20 protein-coding genes, 1 pseudogene and 1 riboswitch are annotated in these 21,019 nt (G+C 63.7%); of the genes and pseudogenes, 18 read left to right on the top strand and 3 right to left on the bottom strand.

Features of this window, described 5'->3' with window-relative positions:
* Positions 1–52 precede the first annotated feature (52 nt).
* Positions 53–144: riboswitch (SAM riboswitch) on the top strand.
* A gap of 102 nt (positions 145–246) precedes the next feature.
* Positions 247–1,521 carry an acyl-CoA dehydrogenase family protein gene (locus tag RF638_RS01865; RefSeq protein ID WP_368841297.1) on the top strand — a complete coding sequence of 425 codons (1,275 nt, stop codon included), beginning with the start codon at positions 247–249 and terminating at the stop codon, positions 1,519–1,521.
* Between the two features lie 43 nt (positions 1,522–1,564).
* Positions 1,565–1,786, top strand: coding sequence for a GNAT family N-acetyltransferase (locus RF638_RS01860; RefSeq protein WP_368841412.1), 222 nt, complete (start codon positions 1,565–1,567; stop codon positions 1,784–1,786).
* 442 nt (positions 1,787–2,228) lie between these two features.
* Here the strand turns inward: RF638_RS01860 and RF638_RS01855 are convergent, their stop codons facing one another.
* Positions 2,229–3,644, bottom strand: coding sequence for a glyceraldehyde-3-phosphate dehydrogenase (locus tag RF638_RS01855; protein WP_368841296.1), 1,416 nt, complete (start codon positions 3,642–3,644; stop codon positions 2,229–2,231).
* Positions 3,645–3,845: 201 nt separating this feature from the next.
* Between RF638_RS01855 and RF638_RS01850 the strand changes: the two genes are divergently transcribed.
* The 13 genes from RF638_RS01850 (at position 3,846) to RF638_RS01790 (ending at position 17,085) form a co-directional block, all read left to right on the top strand.
* Positions 3,846–4,775, top strand: coding sequence for a carbohydrate kinase (locus RF638_RS01850; RefSeq protein WP_368841295.1), 930 nt, complete (start codon positions 3,846–3,848; stop codon positions 4,773–4,775).
* 119 nt (positions 4,776–4,894) lie between these two features.
* Positions 4,895–5,416 carry a YbhB/YbcL family Raf kinase inhibitor-like protein gene (locus RF638_RS01845; RefSeq protein ID WP_129699655.1) on the top strand — a complete coding sequence of 174 codons (522 nt, stop codon included), beginning with the start codon at positions 4,895–4,897 and terminating at the stop codon, positions 5,414–5,416.
* Positions 5,417–5,462: 46 nt separating this feature from the next.
* Positions 5,463–6,257 (top strand): HAD family hydrolase, encoded by a 795-nt coding sequence (locus RF638_RS01840; protein ID WP_129699654.1) that lies wholly within the window; start codon positions 5,463–5,465, stop codon positions 6,255–6,257.
* A gap of 36 nt (positions 6,258–6,293) precedes the next feature.
* Entirely contained in the window at positions 6,294–7,163 is an 870-nt protein-coding gene (locus tag RF638_RS01835; protein WP_368841294.1) for a glycerophosphodiester phosphodiesterase family protein, read from the top strand.
* Between the two features lie 319 nt (positions 7,164–7,482).
* On the top strand, positions 7,483–9,120 hold the full coding sequence (locus RF638_RS01830) for an ABC transporter substrate-binding protein (protein ID WP_368841293.1): 1,638 nt from the start codon (positions 7,483–7,485) through the stop codon (positions 9,118–9,120).
* Between the two features lie 3 nt (positions 9,121–9,123).
* Positions 9,124–10,080, top strand: a complete 957-nt coding sequence (locus tag RF638_RS01825) for an ABC transporter permease (RefSeq protein WP_368841292.1) — start codon at positions 9,124–9,126, stop codon at positions 10,078–10,080.
* A complete protein-coding gene (locus tag RF638_RS01820) occupies positions 10,077–11,018 on the top strand; it encodes an ABC transporter permease (RefSeq protein WP_129700688.1) in 942 nt (313 codons plus the stop codon). The genes RF638_RS01825 and RF638_RS01820 overlap by 4 nt, the downstream gene beginning before the upstream one ends.
* Entirely contained in the window at positions 11,019–12,980 is a 1,962-nt protein-coding gene (locus tag RF638_RS01815) for an ATP-binding cassette domain-containing protein (RefSeq protein WP_368841291.1), read from the top strand.
* Complete coding sequence (locus RF638_RS01810) at positions 12,977–14,140, top strand: serine hydrolase domain-containing protein (protein WP_368841290.1); 1,164 nt, start codon at positions 12,977–12,979, stop codon at positions 14,138–14,140. Before RF638_RS01815 ends, RF638_RS01810 begins: the two co-directional genes overlap by 4 nt.
* A gap of 34 nt (positions 14,141–14,174) precedes the next feature.
* Positions 14,175–15,215 (top strand): enoyl-CoA hydratase/isomerase family protein, encoded by a 1,041-nt coding sequence (locus RF638_RS01805; RefSeq protein ID WP_368841289.1) that lies wholly within the window; start codon positions 14,175–14,177, stop codon positions 15,213–15,215.
* 32 nt (positions 15,216–15,247) lie between these two features.
* Positions 15,248–16,129, top strand: coding sequence for an alpha/beta fold hydrolase (locus tag RF638_RS01800; RefSeq protein ID WP_368841288.1), 882 nt, complete (start codon positions 15,248–15,250; stop codon positions 16,127–16,129).
* Between the two features lie 84 nt (positions 16,130–16,213).
* Complete coding sequence (locus RF638_RS01795; protein ID WP_368841287.1) at positions 16,214–16,522, top strand: type II toxin-antitoxin system Phd/YefM family antitoxin; 309 nt, start codon at positions 16,214–16,216, stop codon at positions 16,520–16,522.
* A complete protein-coding gene (locus tag RF638_RS01790; RefSeq protein WP_129700698.1) occupies positions 16,519–17,085 on the top strand; it encodes a type II toxin-antitoxin system RelE/ParE family toxin in 567 nt (188 codons plus the stop codon). The genes RF638_RS01795 and RF638_RS01790 overlap by 4 nt, the downstream gene beginning before the upstream one ends.
* Before the next feature lie 64 nt (positions 17,086–17,149).
* On the opposite strand, the gene RF638_RS01785 is transcribed toward RF638_RS01790, so the two are convergent.
* Positions 17,150–18,532 carry a uracil-xanthine permease family protein gene (locus RF638_RS01785; RefSeq protein ID WP_368841286.1) on the bottom strand — a complete coding sequence of 461 codons (1,383 nt, stop codon included), beginning with the start codon at positions 18,530–18,532 and terminating at the stop codon, positions 17,150–17,152.
* 98 nt (positions 18,533–18,630) lie between these two features.
* On the opposite strand from RF638_RS01785, the gene RF638_RS01780 reads away from it, so the two are divergent.
* Positions 18,631–19,404, top strand: coding sequence for a metal-dependent transcriptional regulator (locus RF638_RS01780; RefSeq protein ID WP_202976193.1), 774 nt, complete (start codon positions 18,631–18,633; stop codon positions 19,402–19,404).
* A 223-nt stretch (positions 19,405–19,627) separates the two neighbouring features.
* On the opposite strand, the gene RF638_RS01775 is transcribed toward RF638_RS01780, so the two are convergent.
* Positions 19,628–19,918, bottom strand: a complete 291-nt coding sequence (locus RF638_RS01775; protein ID WP_193554306.1) for a YrhK family protein — start codon at positions 19,916–19,918, stop codon at positions 19,628–19,630.
* A 124-nt stretch (positions 19,919–20,042) separates the two neighbouring features.
* On the opposite strand from RF638_RS01775, the pseudogene RF638_RS01770 reads away from it, so the two are divergent.
* Together RF638_RS01770 and RF638_RS01765 are read left to right on the top strand one after the other, a co-directional pair.
* Positions 20,043–20,291 (top strand): annotated as a pseudogene (locus RF638_RS01770) (hypothetical protein); the annotation flags it as partial.
* Between the two features lie 282 nt (positions 20,292–20,573).
* On the top strand, positions 20,574–20,954 hold the full coding sequence (locus RF638_RS01765) for a GIY-YIG nuclease family protein (protein ID WP_259912685.1): 381 nt from the start codon (positions 20,574–20,576) through the stop codon (positions 20,952–20,954).
* The last annotated feature ends 65 nt before the right edge of the window (positions 20,955–21,019 follow it).

Below are 21,019 nucleotides of genomic sequence, written 5' to 3'. Positions count from 1 at the left end.
ACCGTCACGCGCGTTGACAGTCACCTTGGGTGCGTGATGCTCTGAATCCGTAACGCCATCAAGAGCGGCCGAGAGACGTGGCTCGTCAACGCCGCAGCAACCACCCGGATACCGGGACGGTGCTTCCGCCACGACCGATGGACAGCTCTTCAGCTCCTGCGGTTCGCACGATCACGCCCGTGCGCTGTGCTGCTATCGGTCGGCCGTGCGGGGCATCGCGACTGAACGCGAGGGACTACCGAGAACATGAGCAGCGACACCGGGATCAAGGAACAGTTCGACACCGCAACCCTTTACGGGGATCCGCAGCGATCCCTGAGCACCCGCGAACTCTTCGAGGTGTTCCAGCCGGTCTTTGATCGCGTTGCCGACGGTGCCGTAGAGCGCGAACAGCAGCGGATTCTCCCGTTCGAGCAGTTCGCGTGGCTCAATGAACACCGCTTCGGAGCGCTCACGGTGCCGCGCTCGCGGGGTGGTTACGGCGCGTCGCTGGAACAGGTGGCGGAGCTGCTGATCGTCCTGGCCGCTTCCGACTCCAACGTGGCGCACGTCTACCGTTCGCACCTGGGATTCATCGCGAGCCTCAGCTCCGATGAATCCGACGTCTGGTTCCCTCGGATCGCCGCCGGTGAGACCGTGGGTAATGCCGCGACCGAGCGCTCCGGTGCAGCTCTGGGCACCGCGGCCACCGCGCTCACCCAGACCGCAGACGGTAACTGGGAGCTCAACGGCACCAAGTTTTACTCCACCGGTTCGATCTTCTCCGACTGGATCCAGGTCACCGCCCAGATCCCCGGGCAGGAGGCGCGCTCGCACGCGCTGGTGAAGAGCTCGTGGGACGGCATCGAGCTGATCGACGACTGGGACGGCTTCGGCCAGCAACTCACCGGAACCGGCACCACGCACTTCCGCGGGGTCAAGGTTCCGGCAGCCAACGTGCGCAACCGCGACGGCCGCGCGACCCAGGAGACCGCTGTCTTCCAGCTCGTGCTCTTGGCCGTCGAGGCGGGGATCGCCAAGGCCGCAATCGACGAGGGCGTGCACCTGGTGCGGTCACGCACCCGCGGTTTCAATACCGGTACGGGCTCGGTCGCTCGCGAGGATCCGCAGGTGCTGCAGCGCGTGGGAGAGCTCAGCGCCAAGGCTGCCGCGGCACGGGCGATCGTTCTTCAGGCGGCCCGCGAGCTCGACGCCGCCATCGGCGTTCTCGGCGGAGACCCCCTTCTCGACAACCCCCAGGAGTTGACCAACGCGTGCGAACTGCCCGTGGCACAAGCCCAGGTGGTTGTTCCGGAACTCGTGCGCGATGTGACCGACGGGATCTTCGACCTGCTCGGTGCCTCCGCCGTGGGCAAGTCCAAGTCCCTCGACCGCTTCTGGCGCAACGCCCGCACCGTGGCCACTCACAACCCCACCATTTACAAGGCCCGCATCGTGGGTGACTACCGCGTCAACGGCACCCCGATGTTCGGGCTCAATGCCATTGGCGAGGTTAAGCCATCCGGCGAGAAGCTCCAATAGACCTGCGTGGCACACCAGGTGCGCTACTGGGTCCTAAGGGTGCCTGAGATGCGAGAGACGCTGGTGGGGGCACGGCTACGCGACTGAAGCGGCGTCGTCGGCGGTGGAATTGCTGCGGAGGGACGACGTTGCACGCTTTACCGCGCGCATTTCTCCTGGCCATGACGCGTCAGAACGGGTGGCGCAGAAATTAGGCCCGCATCCCACCGCGCAACTGGTCGATGGCGAGGTCATCTGGGCAATGCACGACCCCACTGACGTCTGACCTCCCCGCAAAGACGCACCTCAAGGGTCGTTAGAACCCTCGCGTACATCTCATGTGTGGTTAGAGCCTCTGGCGGCGCTCAAAAAGGTTCTAACGGCGCACCAGGTGCGCGGCTGGGTCCCAAGGGCACCTGAGATGCGAGAGGCGCTGGTGGGGGCACGGCTTCGCGAGCGAAGCAGCGTCGGCGGAGGTGACGTTGCGGCAAAGACGCACCTAAAGGGACGTTAGGACCCTCGCGTTCATCTCATGTGCCATCAGAACCCTTGGCCGAGCTCAGAAAGGTTCTAATGACACACCAAGTGCGCAGCAGCGTTCCTACGCCACATGAGGCGCGCGGCCTTCCGTGCGACACAGTATTTACATGCAATTGCAACAACCAACGACGCCGCCCCGGCACCTTCGCGCGGAAGGGACCGGGGCGGCGTCGTACTAGCGGGGCAGCTTACGGAAGCTGCGGCATGGAGATGTCTGCCATGCGTGCGAGCACGCGCACCACCTGGCAGGAGTAACCGAACTCGTTGTCGTACCAGACGTAGAGCACGAGCGAGTTGTTGTTGACGATCGTGGCCAAGCCGTCCACCACGCCGGCGCGGCGGGAGCCGACCAGGTCGGTGGAGACGACGTCCGGGGAGTCCACGTAGTCGATCTGCTTGCGCATGGCCGAGTTCAAGGAAATGTCCTTGAGGAACTCGTTGACCTCGTCAGCGGATTCGGGTGCCTTGTCCAGCTGCAGGTTGAGGATGGCCATGGAGACGTCCGGGGTTGGCACGCGGATGGCGTTGCCGGTGAGCTTGCCCTTCATCTCCGGCAGAGCCTTGGCCACAGCCTTGGCGGCACCAGTTTCGGTGATGACCATGTTCAGCGCTGCGGAACGGCCGCGGCGGTCGCCCTTGTGCCAGTTGTCGATGAGGTTCTGGTCGTTGGTGTACGAGTGAACGGTCTCGACGTGACCCTGCTTGATGCTGTACTGGTCATTGAGGACCTTGACGACCGGGGTGATGGCGTTGGTCGTGCAGGATGCTGCGGAGAGGATCTTGTCCTCGGGCAGGATGTCCTTGTCGTTCACGCCGCACACGATGTTCTTGAGATCGCCCTTGCCGGGAGCGGTCAGCAGGACCTTCGCGACACCCTTGGACTGCAGGTGCTGGGAGAGTCCCTCTTCGTCGCGCCACGCACCGGTGTTGTCGACCACCAGGGCGTTGTCGATGCCGTACTCGGTGTAGTCCACCTCGGCCGGGGAGCCGGCGTAGATGAACTGGATGTCCACGCCATTGGCGATGATGACGTTCTTCTCTTCGTCCACGGTGATGGTGCCGTCGAAGGAACCGTGCACGGAGTCACGGCGCAGCAGGGATGCGCGCTTGACCAGGTCGTTGCCCGGCTTCTTGCGAACCACCACGGCGCGCAGGTTCAGACCGGTGCCGTCATTACGGTTGATGAGGATGCGAGCCAGCAGACGGCCGATGCGACCGAAACCGTAGAGCACCACGTCCTGGGACTCGGGCTCGTTCTCGCCCTGGTGATCGACTACGGACGCGAGCTGTTCACGCAGGTACGCCTCGAGGTCGTTGCTACCGGATTCCTTGTCGCCCTGTGCCAGCTTGGCCACGTCGATGTTGCAGGTACCCAGCTTGAGCTTGGTCAGCGTCTCGACGATGTCCAGGGTGTCCTTGAGCGGCAGCTCTTCGCCCAGGATGCGGCGGGTGAAGCGGTGCGCCTTGATGATTTCGGTAACGGACTTGTGAACCAGCGACCGGCCGAACACGGTGGTGACCACCTTGTTCTCGCGGTGCAAACGGCCCACCAGGGGGACCAGTGCTTCAGCAAGTGCTTCTCGATCGGACCAGGTGGTGCTCATCAGCATCCTTCTTCCTCGACCCGGACTTCGTCGTGAGGGCCGTGTTGTGCCGCGCTTCGTTGTGCGGTCTAGCGTGATGGCGCCGCACAAGATGAGGCGGCTCGTCGTACGCCAGTGTACGTGGCTCGCGCACGTGTCTCTTAAGGTGACGACGCCGCTCGGTGGCCTCTTCTTGTCGGTCGCCTTTGCTACCGTGGTGCCATGTTGACGGTGATCGGTGAAGCTCTCGTGGATGTGGTCTCACGCGACGGTGAAGAACCCCGCGCGCACGTGGGCGGAAGCCCCATGAATGTGGCCGTGGGCCTCGCCCGCTTGGATCAAGAAGTGCAGTTCCTGGGCCGTTACGGTCAGGACGAGTACGGCGAGCAAGTGGCCGCTCACCTGCGGGACAACAACGTGAATCTGCCGTTCAATCCGGATTCCAAACCCACCTCCGTCGCCCAGGCCACGCTGGATCAGGCGGGTGCTGCGACCTATAACTTTCAGCTGGACTGGTCCCTGGATGTCTCGGACGAGCAGATCGATCGGCTCCTGAACGAGACCGGTCTGCTGCACGTCGGCTCCATCGGCGCCATGCTCGAGCCCGGGGCCACCATGGTCCGCAAGGCCGTGGAACGCGCCCACGATCATGCTCTGGTCTCGTATGACCCCAACTGCCGGCCGACCATCATCCCGGATTCCTCGGACGCCCGCGCCCGCGCGGAGGCGATTGTGGCATCTGCGGACATCGTAAAGGCCTCGGACGAGGACTTGTTGTGGCTCTACCCGAACCGTTCCATCGAGGACAGCGCCCGTGCCTGGTTGCAGGCCGGAGCTCGCTTGGTGGTTGTGACCCGCGGTGCCCTGGGTCCGTGGGCAGTCAGTCGTGGCACCGGACGAGAAGGCATGGACACCCCCGCCGCCAAGGTGGACGTGGCGGACACCGTGGGTGCCGGTGACTCTTTCATGGCCGCGTTGATCTCCGCACTGACCGACCGCGGTCTCACGGGGGCCGAGGCTCGTCGCGGACTGGATGCACTCAGCAAGGACCAGGTGCTCGGGATCCTGCGCTACGCGGCCACCGCAGCGGGCGTGACCGTGTCCCGCTCCGGAGCGGATCTGCCGACCAAGGCGGACCTGCCCGCTCACTAATGCGTCCAGTCTGCTCATAGGCGAGCGGCAAGCTCGGTGAGATGAGGCCGTGAACCCGGCCGAGCGCCGTCGGCAACGAATTGTCCGTGAGTACGAATCGTTCAACGAAAGGAATACCGATGTTTGACCGTAAACCTTACGCAGACCTGCCCGACCTTCCCACGTTCACTCTGACTTCAACGGATGTTGCGGAGGGCCAGACCATGGCCACCGCCCAGGTCTCCGGAATCATGGGCGCGGGCGGAGAGGATATCTCCCCGCAGCTGTCTTGGTCCGGCGCACCCGAGGGCACCAAGTCCTACGTGGTCACCATGTACGACCCGGACGCACCCACACCGAGCGGTTTCTGGCACTGGTGCCTGTCCAATATCCCGGCCTCGGTCACGGAACTGGCCACCGGTGCCGCATCGAACCCGCCCCAGGGAGCCGTGAAGCACCGCAACGACGCAGGCACGGACGAGTTCCTGGGCGCGGCCCCGCCCGAGGGACACGGAGCGCACCGCTACATCCTGTGCGTGACCGCCGTGGACGTGGAGGAAATGGACGTGGACGAGAACACCAGCCCCGCCGTGGTGAACTTCAACCTGTTCTCGCACGCGATCGGGCGGGCCTTCCTGACCCCCGTGTACGAAGTCAAGTAACGCAGCAGTGGCCCGCGGTGGAATCGAGGAATCCCAACCTGTCCGAATGATCGCCAGCGATCTGGACGGGACGGTTCTGGGACCCGATTTTCGTTTCCGGCCGCGCACCGTTGAAGCCATTACCGCCGCGCGGGACGCCGGGATCCACGTGGTTTTCGTGACCGGGCGTCCCAAGCGGTGGTTGCACCCTCTCCACGAACAACTTGAGGACGTGGGTGTGGTCATCTGCTCCAACGGGGCGGTTGTCTACGACCTGCGGACCGAATGCATCATTGAAACCAGCCTGTTCGATGTGCGCGAAGCCTTCGGGATCATGGGGGAGATCAGCGAGCTCTTCCCCAAGACGCTCTACGCGGCGGAGACCCTGGACCGCGTATTCACCGATCCCGGTTGGTCCCGCAGCGACCGCATGGAAATTTTTCCTGTCGAGGAAGCCCCCATCAGGGACTGTCTGCCCCACGGCGCCGGTGTGGTGAAACTGCTGGCCAAGCTGGACGGGGCAGTGCCCAACGAGTACTTCGAACACGTGCGTGACCTGGTGGACGGGCGGTTGGCTGTCACCCACTCGGTCGCGGCTGCGCCGCTGGTCGAGATTGGTCAGCGCGGGTTGACCAAGGCTCGCACGCTGGAACGCTTCGCGGCAGAGCACGGTATTGCCAGTGAGCAGGTAATGGCCTTCGGCGATATGCCCAATGACCTGGAAATGCTCACGTGGGCCGGCCACGGTTACGCCATGGCGGATGGCCACCCGGGCGTGGTGACCGCGGTGGGCCGTACAGCCCCGCCCTTCGATGAGGACGGCGTGGCTCAGGTGATTGAAAGTTACTTGAACAGCAACTGACGCTTAATGCCCTAATGACAAGTTACTGTTTAGTACATGTCAGTTGCACCCCAGGTCACAGCACTTGCCCATCGTGGATTCTCACTGGACGGCCACGAGAACACGCTCCGAGCGTTCCGCGCGGCCGCGGATCTGAGTTTCGTGTGGGCCGAGACGGACGTGAACACCACCTCCGACGGCGTGGTGCTCGCCTTCCACGACCCCACCCTGGATCGCGTGACGGACACCTCCGGGGATGTCAGTGACGTTCCGTGGTCCTCCCTGGAGGACGTGCGGATCGGCGGCACCGAGCCTCTGGCAACTCTGGCGCAGCTGCTGCGGGAACTGCCCGAGCTGCACTTCAATATCGACGTCAAGGACGAATCATCCGTGGCCGCCCTTCCTCGGGTGATCGCGGACGAGGGCGCGGTGGACCGGGTGCGGGTGACCTCGTTCTCTGAGTCTCGCCGACGCCGCACGCTCGCCTCGATCGCGCAGCTCACCGGGAAACGCCCGCTCACTTCGGCGGGAACCGTCGGCTGCGCGGGGCTGACGATTCTGTCCAAGGTGGCGCGGGTGACGGACAAGATTTCGCCCAGGATCGTGAGCTCTATCTGGTCCGCTTTGACCAAGTTGTGGGCCCCCAAGGTCGCGGAGTTCAACACCGTTCAGCTACCGGTGAGCTACGAACTCTCCCTGCCGGGTGGCTTCAAGCTGCCCGTGGCGGTGGCTAACCAGAAGTTCGTGGAAGTGGCACATCGGGTGGGCATTGCCGTTCACGTGTGGACGATCAACGACGCCCAGGAGATGCGCCGGCTACTGGCCATCGGAGTGGACGGTCTGGTGACCGACCGCGCAGACATCCTGGCTCGGGTGCTGGCCGACAGCGGTCAGTGGCCACCTCGATCCGCGTCATCTCGCGTGTGAGCTTTGACTCACACCTGTGATGTTTCTAATGTCATAAGTAGGTGAAACACGCGGCGCACTGATCCGTGAGCTTGGCTCCGGAATGCGCCGCCCACAATCGAACGGAGGCGGAGATGCATCAGATTCAATCCGCCCACGGCCCGGCTCGTCAGCCGGTGGGCTTCGTCCGTTCGCGGTGGATCGGCTGTCTCAGCAAGATCCCGTAGCTACATTTCCCTGTCCCAATGGTGTGCCCGTGTGGGCATGCCACGGCACGCCCTGTTTTCCGAAGGGCGCTCGCCAGGAGTCTCACAACGTCGTGTCTCAACAGCGAGGAAATATGAGCGCAGAACCCTATCCACATCACTCTCCGGACCACGCCGGAGGGGTGCGCAACGAGCGTCGCTCGGCTGCGCGGCGTCGGGCATTGTCACGACGCGGTTTCCTGGGCGTGGGCGCGACGGCCGCGGTGTTCGCGCTGGCTGGTTGCGGAAGTAACACGGAGCAGGCCTTCTCGGGTACTGCGGCTACCGGAGAGCCGGAGCCCGGTGGCATTTTGCGAGTTGGACTCGCAGGTGGTGGTGCCGCGGATGTCGTGGATGCGCACGTGCCTGTGACCACTCCGGACGGCGGTCGTGTGATCAACCTCTATGACCGGCTCTACGAGTTCGACCAGGACTACGAACCGGTGCCGGCGCTCGCGGTCAGCGCCGAACCCGTAGACGATGGGCGGGCCTGGGTCTTCAAACTGCGCGACGATGTCACCTTCCACGACGGCCGCCCGATGACTGCAGCGGACGTCGTGTTCTCCTACGACCGAGTAACAGCTCCTGACAACCCCAAATCGGGTGCGTCCGGTCTGGCGAGTCTGGAAAAAACCGTGGCCGTGGACGATCACACGGTTCGGTTCGAGTTGTCCGAACCGGATGCCGCGTTCATTTACTCGACGGCGGAGTACGCGGTGGGCATCGTGCCCCCGGACTACGATCCCGCACATCCGATCGGTACCGGACCGTTCACCCTGGGACAGTTCGAACCCGGTCAGATCACGGTGCTCAAGAAGAACCCGAACTACTGGGGCGGCGCACCGATCTTGGATGAAGTTCACATGATGAACTTCAACGACGAGGACGCGATGGTCAACGCTCTGCTGTCCTCCCAAGTTGATGCGGTCGGCCAGCTGCCCATGGCGCTCGTGGACGTGGTGGGAACCGACCCGCGCATCTTCACCGAGATGTCCGAAACCGGCGGTTGGTTGCCGTTCACGATGCGCGTGGACGTGGAGCCGTTCGATGACCCCCGGGTGCGCGAGGCGTTCAAGCTCGTGGTGGACCGTGAGCAGATGGTGGAGCAGGTTTTCTCCGGGCACGGCAACGTGGGGAACGACATGTACGCGCCGTTCGACCCCGGCACACCTGAGCTGCCGCAGCGAACTCGGGACATCGAGAAGGCCAAACAACTGTTGGCCGATGCAGGGTACCCGGACGGGCTGGACGTGGAAATGGTCACGGCACCCATCCAAGCCGGCGCCGTGGAATCCGCCCAGGTCTTCGCTGAGCAGGCCTCGGAAGCCGGGATCAACGTGAGCCTGCGCCGCGTGGACACCACCACGTTCTTCGGCGACGGCTACTTGCAGTACCCGTTCGCCCAAGATTTCTGGCTGACACGCAACTTCTTGCCCCAGACGGCCAATGGCACGCTTCCTGGTTCTCCGTTCAACGAGACGCACTGGGCGGATCCGGAATTCATCGAGCTCTACAACAAAGCGCGCGCCACGCTGGACGACGACGAACGCAACGAACTGATCGGTCAATTGCAGAAAATACTCCACGACGCCGGCGGCTACATCGTGTGGGGATTCTTCAACCAGGCCGATGCCTATCAGAACTATGTGGGGGGAACCATGACCTACCGCACGGGTATGCCGGTGAGCGGTTTCCAGTTCCGGCATCTGTGGATTGCACAGGAAAGCGAGTAACCCGTGGGACAAATGATTCTCAAACGCCTGGGCATCTCGGTCTTCGTGCTGCTGGCAGTGTCCGTGGTGGTGTTCGTCTTCACGCTCCTGCTGCCCGGTGATCCGGCGCAGGCGATCCTCGGCCAGCAGGCCACGCCGGAACGCCTCGCGGTGCTGCGTGAACAGCTGAACCTCAACGACCCTTGGTACGAGCGCTACTTCACCTGGCTGGGTGGCCTGTTGGTTGGCGACCTCGGTACCTCGGCCGCCACCGGCGGTTCGGTCAATGAGCTGCTGGGGCAAAAGGTCTCGGCTTCGATACTGCTGATGATCATTGCCGCAGTCATCTCCATCCCGGTGGGCATCCTGCTGGGCACCTGGTCCGCCATGCGCCGTGGCCGCACCACTGACCACACTCTGACCGGCATTTCGTTGGTCCTGGCAGCACTGCCCGAGTTCGTGATCGGTATTGCGCTGACTGCGCTGTTGTCCACCACGGTGTTCCAGCTCCTGCCCTCCGTGACCATGGCCGCGCCGGGAACCCGGGTGTGGGATTACCCGTTGCAGTTGGTTCTGCCCACGCTGACACTGGTGCTCGTGGTCGTTCCCTACATGATCCGAATGACCCGAGCCACCATGCTGGACGTGCTCGATTCCGGCTACGTGGAGATGGCCCGGCTCAAGGGCGTGCCCGAACGCCAGGTGATCATGAAGCATGCGCTGCCCCACGCGATCGGACCGGTCGCGCAGGTCGTGGCCATGCAGCTGGCCTGGTTGGCCGGCGGCATTGTGGTGGTCGAGTTCCTCTTCCGCTATCCCGGTCTGGGCCAGGCCATGGTGGACGCGGTGCAGATCCGTGACGTTCAGGTGGTCCAAGCACTGTCCATGATCATTGCCGCGTTCTACGTGGTCGTGAACCTCATTGCTGATGTGATCGGCATCCTGGCCAATCCCAAGCTGCGGACGGAGTCCTCCAAATGAGCGCGCAGAACCATCAACCGGTGACACCGGAAACTCCGGTCACCCAGCCCGCAGCAAGTTTTGAACCTGCGGAGTCCCGCGGGGACGCCCGTCCTGTTTCCTTCTTCCGCCGGTTCCTGTCCCAACCCGAGGCCAAGTTCGGCCTGGTGCTGACCGGCCTGGTGTTGTTGGTGGCCATCGCGGGTCCGTTCGTGGTTCCCGCGTGGACCGGTTACGGTCCTACCTCGTACGCGGGCAAACCGTTCCAGTACGACATCTTCGGCACGGACAATCTGGGCCGTGACGTACTCTCCCGGTTCCTTGAGGGCGGCTGGCGACTGCTGCTGTACTCGGCCCTGGCCACAGTGCTGGGCGTTGGGCTCGGCACCGTTCTCGGCATGCTCGCGGCGTTCCGCGGCGGCTGGATGGACTCGGCCATTATGCGCACCGGTGACGTGCTGCTGGCCATCCCGCAGCTGGTCTTCGCAATGCTCGCCATTACCGTGCTGGGCCCGCAGGGCTGGGTGCTCGTGGTGGTCATCGGCATCACCCACGCACCGCGCGTGGCCCGCGTGATTCGCTCGGCCACCTCCGGTGTGGTCGCGGAGGACTACGTACTGGCCTCGCAAATGTACGCCGTGCCCCAGTGGAAGATTCTGGGCCGGGACGTGGTCCCCAACATCATGGGCCCTCTCATGGTGGAGATGGGCTTGCGCATGACGTATTCGATCGGCGCCGTCGCCTCGCTGTCGTTCCTGGGATTGGGCATGCAGCCGCCCACCGCGGACTGGGGCCTGATGATCAACGAGAACCGCATTGCGCTTTCGCTCCAGCCATGGGGCGTGATCCTGCCGGTGATCGCGATCGCCATTCTTACCGTGGGCACCAACCTCATTGCCGACGCCGTGTCCGGCGCCTCAGCGGGCCGCACCACCGGTTCCGCGCGAAAGGACAAGTAAATGGTCAGCACAACTACCGTTCCCAAGGCCACGGTGGCCACGGCCATTTCCGTGCGCGACCTGTCCCTGGGTGTTCAAGGCGGGGACCTGATCCTCAAGGACGTCGATTTCGACCTCACGCCCGGGCGCATTCTGGCCCTGGTGGGTGAGTCCGGTTCTGGTAAGACCACTGCCGCGCTGGCATGCATGAACCATTTGCGCACCGGATTGGAACTGCGCGGTGGCTCCGTCCAGTTGCACGAAGGTGCGTCGCGGTTCTTCAACCAGAACATGGACCTGCTGACGCTGTCTGAGAAGCAGGTGCGTAAGCTGCGCGGCGGCACCATTGCGTACGTTCCTCAGGATCCCGCGCTCTCGCTCAATGGTGCGTTGCGCGTGGGGGAGCAGATCCACGAGGTGCTGCGCATCCACGAGTTCGGACGCAATGGTAGGGAACGCGAGGCTCGCGTGGCCGAGGTGCTCGAAGAAGTGGGCCTGCCCAGCACCAAGAAGTACCAGCGGCGCTACCCGCACCAACTTTCGGGCGGTCAGCAGCAACGCATCGGCATTGCGATGGCCTTCGCGTGCCGCCCCGCCGTGATCATCCTGGATGAGCCGACCACCGGTTTGGACGTGGCCACCCAGGACCTGGTCCTCAAGACCGTGTACCAGTTGACTACCAAGCACGATGTCGCCGGCCTCTACATCACTCACGACCTCGCCGTGGTCGCCCAGGTCGCCAACGACGTGGCGGTCATGCTCCGCGGCGAGATAGTGGAACGCGGTCCCGCCGAGAAGGTTCTTTACGATCCTGATCACGACTACACCAAGACACTTCTGGCCGCGGTGCCCGACCTCCAGGGTGAACGCGCCATGGGCGGCGGGCCTGCGGTGAGCCCCAGTGCCAAGGTGCGTGCGCCCTGGGACAACAGCCATGACGACGACGTCCCGGTCGCCAATAGCGGTCAGGTCGCAGATAGCGCGCGCGGCGCGAACGATGGCCGGGACAACGCTCGCGGTGTCGGCCAGCACGACGCCGCCCAGTCGGCTCACGGAGCATCCTCCGGTGCCACCGCGGTCGCGGCCGAACCCGCGCGATCTGACGAGGCATCGCGCGGTGGTGAGCGGGCGGCGTCGTCAACCGGCGATACGGCCCAGGTACATGACCGAGCGGCGTCGCCGACCGAAACGAAACCTGCCAATGAACCGTTGGTCGCCGTACGCGACCTGCGGCTGGCGTACGGACCGGCGGTGATTCTGGACGGCATCAATCTGGACCTGGTCGAGGGCCAGACCACCATGCTCTTGGGTGAATCCGGTTCGGGTAAGACCACGCTCTCGCGCAGCATTGCCGGCCTCAACGCCGCGTACACGGGCGAGGTGCTGCTGGAAGGCAACGTGCTCGCGAACGGAACGCGCAAGCGCAGTAACGAGGACCGCCGCCGGATTCAGTACATTTTCCAGTCGCCGTTCTCATCGCTGAACCCGCGTCGCAGCATTGGTGACTCGCTCGAAGTGCCGCTGGAAATGAGCGGCGGAATGTCCCGGAAGCAGCGGCGCGCCGCCGTGGCCGACGCGCTGGATGCGGTGCGGCTGGGGCGCAGCTACATCAACCGCAGGCCCGGTGAACTCTCCGGTGGTGAGCGGCAACGTGCGGCGGTGGCGCGAGCGCTGGTGAATGCGCCCTCGGTGCTGGTGTGTGATGAGATCACCTCCGCGCTGGACGTGTCCGTGCAGGCCTCGGTGATCGAGCTGCTGCGCGATCTGCAGCGCGAACGCGGGCTGGCCATGCTGTTCGTGACCCACAACATCGCGCTTGCGCGGCACGTGTCCCATAAACTCGCGGTGTTGGAGAAGGGTCGACTGGTTGATTACGGGCCCACGGACCACGTGCTGCGTAACCCGCAGCATGGCTACACCAAGTCGCTGTTGAAGCACGTACCCACGCTGAAGCGCGAGGGGGAAGGAACCGTCACCGAATGACCGCCGGAAGTGCACAGGAATTGATCGCCGAAACCCATCTGCCCGGCACCACAGGGCGGGTGATCCGGGAGATCTTCGAGCAGCATTTGAGGCAAACGTGCGGCGGCATGTCGTTCAGCGTGTACCGCGACGGGGAGCCGCTGGTTCGTTTGCACGGCGGTTCGCAGGAGCGGCGTTCGTCTCCTGATGATCCGGCGGAGACGCCGTGGACCGACGAGACCCTGGCCGTGATGTTCTCGGGAACCAAGGGGCTGGTGGCCACGCTGGCGGCCATGCTCGTGGACGACGGCGTCCTGGACGTGCACGCACCCGTGGCCGAGTACTGGCCGGAGTTCGCCGCCGCTGGCAAGGAAAACGTGACCGTGGCCCAGGTGCTCAACCACACGGTGGGGTTGATATACACGGATCCGGATCCCACGGACAGTTTCTTCGACCTGACCGCCCATTCCGAGATCCTGGCGCAGCAAAAGCCCGTGTGGGAGCCCGGTTCCAAGGTGGCCTATCACGCGGTGACGTTCGGCTACCTGGTGGAGGGCATCCTGGTTCGCATCACCGGCAAGCGAGCCGGCCAGCTGCTGGCGGAACGGATCGTGGAGCCGAACGGGCTGGATCTGTACCTGGGGCTGCCGGAAGGTCTGGAGTCTCGCGTGGCGCCTGTGTTCCGGGCCCCCGGCTACGCCATCAGCACGTTCCTCAAGGACCCCGAACGCCGCGCCATCGTGGACCGCATGTACGGCGATGCGCTGATGGGGGATGAGCTGCCCGCCAATTCGCCGGCGTTCCACGCGGCGGGGCTGGCGTCCGGAGGTGCGATCGGTGGGGCGGATTCGATTGCCCGGGCGTACTCGCTCGTGGAGTCCGGTTCTTTGGTGTCCGCGGAGACCCGTGAGTTGTTTACTCGGACCTGGTCCGAGGGACTGGACGCCGTCAACGACCGTCCTTTGCGCTTCGGTCTGGGCTACGAGCTGCAGGATCCCATCCACACCTACGGTCCCGTGGAGCGGGCTTACGGGCACTCCGGCGCGGGCGGTTGCCTGCACGGGGCGTGGCCGGACTACGGGATCGGGTTCTCGTTCCACACCAACGAGATGTTCGCGGAAAACGTGGACCGCCGCGCCAAGGACCTGTTGGGCGCACTGCGTAAAGCTTTGGAATCCTGAATTCTCCAAGCCCGGTCTCGATAGGGTGGTGATCATGACCACATCTCAGGAGAATTTTGTCCGGGCAGAAATCGTGGGCGGCACCGGAGTGCTCACGCTCACGCGCGAAAAGGCGCTCAACGCGCTGAGCCGTTCCATGTACCACCAGATCGCCGGAGCCCTTCAGGATTGGGCCAAGGACCCGGCCATCACGCAGGTGGTCATGCAGTCCACGCTCCCCAAGGCGCTGTGCGCCGGCGGTGACATCAAGGAAGTCCGCGAGGCAGCCCTGGATGGCCGCTCGGACGAGGTGGAGGACACCTTCGGCACCGAGTACGCCATGGACAACCTGATCGCTGAGTACCCCAAGCCGTACGTGGCCATGATGAACGGCATCGTGATGGGCGGCGGCATGGGCATCTCGGTGCACGGCTCGCACCGTATCGTCTCCGAAACCACTCTGATGGCCATGCCCGAAACCGCGATCGGTTTCTTCACGGACATCGGAGCCAGCCACTTCTTGCCGCGCGTCTCCCGCGAAACCGCCGACGGCGCTCGCGAGACGTCCCTGGAATTCGGCCGGTACCTGGGCTTGTCCGGTGCCCGCTTCAACGGTGCGGACGCCATTGCCCTGGGCCTGGCCGACACTTACATTTCCTCGTCCGATGCCGAGGCTTTCGTGGAGCTGACCATTTCCGACGGCGTGGACGCCGCCGTTGCCAAGTTCGGTCAGGAACCGCCGGCTTCCGAGATCATCACCAAATGGGACGAGATTCAGGAGACCTACGGCGGCGACTCGCTCGAGGCGATTGTCGAGCGCACCGGCAGCGACCTGGACGGCATGAGCCCCACCTCGCTGGTTCGTGTCTTCGAGCTGCTCAATGCGGGTGCCAAGGACGATAGCGTCCGCTCCTGCCTGGAACGCGAACTCAGCATGGCCACGGTTGCCGCGCAGTCTAAGGAATTCTTGGAGGGCGTGCGCGCCATGGTGGTCGACAAGGACAAGAACCCGCAGTGGTCCCCGGCCACCGTGGCAGAGGTGGACGCGGAGGAAGTTCGCCGGGTCGTGGAGCGCAAGATGGAGCTGCCGTTCTGAGCACGGCATCGTCTTCTCCGGCTGAGCCGGGAGTGAGCATCCGAACCGAGCAGCTGCAGATTCCGGTCGTCGGGGATTCCTCGGTGACCGGGACGCTGTGGTTGCCTTTGGATGAGCCGTCCGCCGCGCTGACGATTCACCCGGCCACCGCCACCCCCGAGCGTTTCTACCGTGGTCTGGCGGAGTACTTTGCCGCTCGGGGCTACGCGGTGGTGACGTACGACTTCCGTGGCACTGGCCGCTCCGGCAAGCCCAAGGATCATCCCGAGCTGCGGATGCGCGACTGGATGGCCCAGGATGTTCCGGCGGTGGCTTCGTGGGTTCGCTCGCGATTTGGAGACCTGCCCCAAGTGGCCATTGGTCACAGCGTGGGCGCCCATGCGCTCGCACTGGACTACGGCACCGAGGGCCTCGCCGGATTCGTGACCATCTCATCTCACGCCGGCGTCACCAACACCGTGCGCGGCACCGCCGAACGACGCCGCGTGGCAGCCGTGCTCCACGTGGCCGGTCCGGTGCTGTGTCGAGTGTTCGGCTACATGCCGGGGCGTCGAGCCGGGCTGGGCGAAGACATGCCTTCCGGCGCCATGCTCGAGTGGGGGAAGTGGGCGCGGAAACCGCATTACTTCTTCGATGACCCGACGATGGATGCTGTCTCGCGGGCCGCTAAGGTTTCTGTTCCCGTGCTTGCCGTTGGCGCGTCGGACGACCCCTGGGCCACGCCGGAGCAGATCGAGGAAATCACCGACCGCCTCACCGGAACCACCGTGGAGCGTAGGACGTTCACGCCGGGGGAGCTGGGCGTCACCTCGCTGGGACACCACGGTCTGGTGCGCCGCTCGACCGGGCGCAATGCGTGGCCGGCGCTGGAGAGGTGGCTGAGCGGCGTCGTTGAGCGCGGCGCGAGTATTTAGCTCAGAGGCGGCAGTCTCTTAGACCCGGTTCGCGCCTCGATGGTCTCCTAGAATTCTGTGTAGAAAAATGTGTATATTTGGGACATGAGTACTTTGTCGATTTCCGATGCGTCGCGTGCCGGCGTATCTGCTTTGGTGTCATCAGCTGAACAAGGCCACGACGTCGCTTTGGCGCGGCACGGGAGAGTTGTGGCAGAGGTGGTCTCTGCGGACGAGATGGACGGGCTTCGACGGGATCGGGATACTCTCCGCGATGCGGCGTTGGTCATGGCACGCTTCGCCACGGATTCAGGAGTTAGAACGGACCTGGATCAGGCTATGAAGGCTTTTGGCTTTACTCGCGAAGAACTCGAAGCAGAGCTAGCTGGTGAAATCGGTTCAACACGGTCGTGAATCTTCCAGATTCACACTGCGTGGTACGGCTGACAGAAGACGCAGTCAGTGATCTGTTCCGCTTGAAGAAGAAGGATCCATCCATCCTTCGTGCAGTCTTCAAGAAGATGCTCCTGTTGGAGCGCTCGCCACTGGCAGGGGAACCTCTACTTGGCGCTTTGGTGGGTTTTCGAAAACTTGTAGTCGGTGACCGGCACTACAGGATTGTGTGGCGAGTCAAGGAAGAGCCCGGCGGACCAACGGTTCTCGAAATTTCGGAAGTTTGGGCGGTAGGAGTCCGCTCGGATTCCGAGGTCTACGAAGAAATGAAGGGCCGGATCGCCAAACTTCGTTCTAACGGCGGGCCAGAGATAAAGCCCCTGGCGGACGTCATTAGTGGGATGGGGCGACTTTTCCAGGACATCTCGGTGAATGAGGAACCCCCACCGCCCAGTTCATTGCCTGAGTGGCTCAGGCGCGCACTCAGTGAAGAACTGAACCTGAGTGCCGAGGAGATTGAAGAGTTGTCTGAATCTGAAGCCAAGCAACTCATCATGGCTAAATGGAGCGACCAGGGGTCCTAAGTCCGAGGGCTAGAAGTGGGGGCTTGCTCACCGTGGTGAGCAACCCCCATTTCTACTGTCTGACCTAGCCCAGCGGCGACGGCGTCTTGGAGGTGTCCGGGGTCAACGGGTCGGAGCCCACGGAACCGCGCACGCGGGCAATGAACGCCATGAGGTGGTAAATCACCAGGGTCGCGGCGGTGCCCAGGGCGATGCCCGCGAAGTCCAGACCGAATACCGACCACGTGTAGTCGGCGATGCCCACGATCATGGCAACGGCCGCGGTGGTGAGGTTGACGGGGTTGGAGAAGTCCACGCGGTTCTGGACCCAGATGCGCACGCCCAGCATGCCGATCATGCCGTACAGCACCGTGGCCGCGCCGCCCAGGACACCCTGGGGAACGGTTGCAACGGCTGCGCCGAACACGGGCATAACGCTCAGCAGGATCGCGACGATCGCGGCGACCCAGTACGCGGCGGTGGAGTAGACACGGGTGGCGGCCATGACTCCGATGTTCTCCGCGTACGTGGTGGTACCGGAGCCACCGCCGGAGCCGGCGATGATGGTGGCCAGGCCGTCGGCCATGATGGCGCGGCCGGCGTAGGGGTCCAGGTCGTCGCCGGTCATGAGCGCTACGGACTTCACGTGCCCGATGTTCTCGGCCACGAGCACCAGGATCACGGGGATGAAGAGCCCGGCCAGGCTCAGGTGGAACTCGGGGGTGTGGAATTGGGGGAGTCCGAACAGGCCCTGTTCCTGCCACGCGGCGTTGATGGCGGTGAAATCGACCTCGCCGCGGACCACGGCGGTGATGTAGCCGATGGCCACGCCCAACAGGATGGACAGGCGGCCGATCAGACCGCGAAACAGCACGGAGATCAGGATGATGGAGCCCAGGGTCACCATGGCGGTGACCGGGGCTTCCATGAAGTTCGCCTTGGCCGAGGGTGCCAGATTGAAGCCGATCAGCGCCACGATGGTGCCCGTGACCAGTGGCGGCATCAGCTTCTGCAGCCACCCGGTGCCGGCCAGCTGCACGATCAGGCCGATGATCGCCAACGCGATGCCGGCCATGACCACACCACCGAGCGCGCCACCGGGGCCGTACTGGTTCATGGCCGCGGAGATCGGGGCGATGAACGCGAACGACGAGCCCAGGTATGAGGGCACACGTCCCGCGGTCAGGATCAGGAACAGGATGGTTCCGATGCCCGAGAAGAACAGCGTGGTGGCCGGTGGAAATCCGGTCAGCAGCGGCACCAGGAACGTCGCGCCGAACATGGCCACCACGTGCTGGGCGCCGATCGAGATCGTTCGGGGCCACACGAGCCGCTCGCGCGGGGTGACGACGTCGCCGGGGGCCACGGTGCGTCCGTCCCCGTGGAGGCGCCAGCCCAACCCGAGGCGTTCCGCGAGACCGGGGGCAGCGGCGTCGTTAGTGGGGGGAGTGGACGGTGACGAACTCATGAAGGCTCCTAGACAGCGGCGCGTGGCGTCTGACGGGCGGCCGGGAAATGAGTACCGCCCGCCAAATTCTAATCCGGGGCGACCGGTACCCTGGACACGTGCAACCCGCAGAGCTCAGTTCTTCCACGCAGGACTACCTGAAGACCATTTGGCAGTTGGGCGAGTGGTCGCCGGACAAGGTCACCACCACGACCCTGGCCGCGCGCATGGGGCTGGCGGCGTCCACGGTGTCCGAGGCGCTCAAGAAGCTCACGGCGCAGGGCATGGTGACGCGTCCGTCCTACGGAGTGGTCGAGCTGACCGATGAGGGCCGCTCGGTGGCGGTCACCATGGTGCGGCGGCATCGGCTGCTGGAGACGTTCCTGACCACCAAGCTCGGATACGCGTGGGATGAGGTGCACGATGAGGCCGAGGTGCTTGAGCACGCCGTCTCGGAGAAGTTCTTAGACCGGATCGATGCGCTGCTGGGGCATCCGTCCGCTGATCCGCACGGGGATGTGATTCCTTCGCCGAGTGGGGTGATCGCCGCACCCACGGCTGTGCAACTGGTGGATGTGCTGGAGCCGGTGGCCGTTGACGTGGTGCGGGTGTCCGATGATGATCCTGCGACCTTGCGCTATCTGGCCGGGGTTGGCGTGGTGCCGGGTACGCGGTTGCGGGTGTTGCCGGATTCGGGGTCGCCGGGGATGGTTGCGGTGTCGGTGGTTGGGACTGCGGCCGCTGTTGTTGCCGCGGGCGCGCATGGCCGTGTTGCGGGGGGCGGTGACGGTGCTGGTGATGTTCCCGCTGCTGCGCCCACCCTTGCCGATCCGCAGTCCGTGGTCAGCATGGGCGTTCTCGCGGCGGAAGCGGTGTGGGTGACGCGGGTTTAATTGTTCGCGCCGAGATCTGAGTCAGCTTTAAGCCACTGCCAAATCTGAGGCACGAAAAAGCCACCTGGACCGCGTCCAAGTGGCTTTTTGATGACTGAGGGCTTTCGCGCCAGCGGGCCCCCTGGACGAGTTGGTGGGGGAGCGGTGGCCCCGACATCCCAGTCATCAGAAGTGCATTTTTGGGCCGCTCAGGTGCATCTTTACGGACTGGAATGTTCATCACTCAGAAGTCTCTGCTGGTTGCGGCATCACTGCGGGGGTTAATCTTCTTCAGGTGAGTCCGGCGGGCCAACCGAATCACGGGTCGCACGAGCATCAAGAGACTTCCCACGACGAACAACCACGTGGCGATGGTCATGGTCGCCTCAGAGAAGAACAAGAACGAGCCGATCACGAAGATCACACCGATCAGAATGTCGTTGCAGATCGACGCGATCTCATAGCGGTCCCTGATGATGAGCTCGTGATGGCCGACTTCAACTTTGACGGTGGTGCCCGAGGTCTGCGTATTCATGTCTTCCATCGTGCCGGTGCGGAGGGGGCTCGATCAAAATAAGCGTGTGGCTCACATCTCGGCCCATTCCGTGGTGCTCACCTATTGTTGATTGTTAATGAACTGAGCAATCAAGGGGAGAGCTATGACGTCTGTGTCGGATCTGATCGAGCACGGGTTGCTAAAGCCTGGGGACGAGCTCAGATCTACGAGCCCATCATGGCCGGCGACTGCGGCACTGAACGCTGATGGCAGCATCAGCCTGGACGGGACTTCATATAAGACTCTGTCTGGTGCAGGAAAAGTGGTCTGCCAAGGGCGTTCTATCAACGGGTGGGACTTCTGGGCGGTCGTACGTGACGGAAGAACGACCCCGCTCACTGACATCCGTGCCCGGTACCTCAACGACTTGCCCACGCCAGCGAAACAGACATCCGCCTCTGATGCGAATCAGGCGAATGGGCTCACCTCATCCTCGCAGCCGATTGCGTCTGCGCTTGTGACCCATGAAGTCACAACTGAGCGAGCGCTAGCCGAACCCGAGGAGACAGACGAGGTAACCGAGTCAGCGGGTCTGATCTCCGCCTTCGGAATGTTCTGGAATCGGAACCAGGTGGACTGGAAAAAGGGTAGGAACGTCAAGATACTGGGGCACCAAGCTGGTGAAGAATCGTCGGTGAATGTGGCCAGCCAGATCGGCGTTTACCTACTCCACGACGGAGCCCGGACCATTTATGTGGGCCGAGTGTCAGCGCCGCGATTAGGCGTACGGCTGTGGGAACACACCAAAGACCGGTTGTCTGGACGATGGGACAGGTTCTCCTGGTTCGGACTCAGACCAGTACTGAGCGATGGCAAGCTGGGCGACCCGGCCGAGAACTTTGGCACCGATCTCGTCGTTGCCACGATGGAGGCTTTGTTGATCGAGGGGTTGGAACCTCCGCAGAACCGTCGGCAAGGAGATGCGATGGTCGGCCAGGAGTACCAGCAGTCTGTTGATCATGAGTTGAAGGAACAGGCCGCGATGCAAACCCTGTTGCGGAAACTCATGCAGTAACGCAACTTCTCGGAGATGCCCTCGGCGACTGCAAGTGACTAGTAAATTCAACGGAAGAAACTTGC

It is taken from the genome of Kocuria sp. CPCC 205235, from assembly GCF_040980905.1.
Lineage (GTDB): Bacteria > Actinomycetota > Actinomycetes > Actinomycetales > Micrococcaceae > Kocuria > Kocuria carniphila.
This window is presented reverse-complemented; position numbering and strand designations above follow the sequence as displayed.

Bases quoted from the DNA above. Each gene is read 5' to 3' on its own strand.
- RF638_RS01865 (WP_368841297.1), top strand. From the start codon at position 247: ATGAGCAGCGACACCGGGATCAAGGAACAGTTCGACACCGCAACCCTT.
- RF638_RS01855 (WP_368841296.1), bottom strand. From the start codon at position 3,644: ATGAGCACCACCTGGTCCGATCGAGAAGCACTTGCTGAAGCACTGGTC.
- RF638_RS01850 (WP_368841295.1), top strand. From the start codon at position 3,846: ATGTTGACGGTGATCGGTGAAGCTCTCGTGGATGTGGTCTCACGCGAC.
- RF638_RS01845 (WP_129699655.1), top strand. From the start codon at position 4,895: ATGTTTGACCGTAAACCTTACGCAGACCTGCCCGACCTTCCCACGTTC.
- RF638_RS01840 (WP_129699654.1), top strand. From the start codon at position 5,463: ATGATCGCCAGCGATCTGGACGGGACGGTTCTGGGACCCGATTTTCGT.
- RF638_RS01835 (WP_368841294.1), top strand. From the start codon at position 6,294: ATGTCAGTTGCACCCCAGGTCACAGCACTTGCCCATCGTGGATTCTCA.
- RF638_RS01830 (WP_368841293.1), top strand. From the start codon at position 7,483: ATGAGCGCAGAACCCTATCCACATCACTCTCCGGACCACGCCGGAGGG.
- RF638_RS01820 (WP_129700688.1), top strand. From the start codon at position 10,077: ATGAGCGCGCAGAACCATCAACCGGTGACACCGGAAACTCCGGTCACC.
- RF638_RS01815 (WP_368841291.1), top strand. From the start codon at position 11,019: ATGGTCAGCACAACTACCGTTCCCAAGGCCACGGTGGCCACGGCCATT.
- RF638_RS01810 (WP_368841290.1), top strand. From the start codon at position 12,977: ATGACCGCCGGAAGTGCACAGGAATTGATCGCCGAAACCCATCTGCCC.
- RF638_RS01805 (WP_368841289.1), top strand. From the start codon at position 14,175: ATGACCACATCTCAGGAGAATTTTGTCCGGGCAGAAATCGTGGGCGGC.
- RF638_RS01795 (WP_368841287.1), top strand. From the start codon at position 16,214: ATGAGTACTTTGTCGATTTCCGATGCGTCGCGTGCCGGCGTATCTGCT.
- RF638_RS01785 (WP_368841286.1), bottom strand. From the start codon at position 18,532: ATGAGTTCGTCACCGTCCACTCCCCCCACTAACGACGCCGCTGCCCCC.
- RF638_RS01775 (WP_193554306.1), bottom strand. From the start codon at position 19,918: ATGAATACGCAGACCTCGGGCACCACCGTCAAAGTTGAAGTCGGCCAT.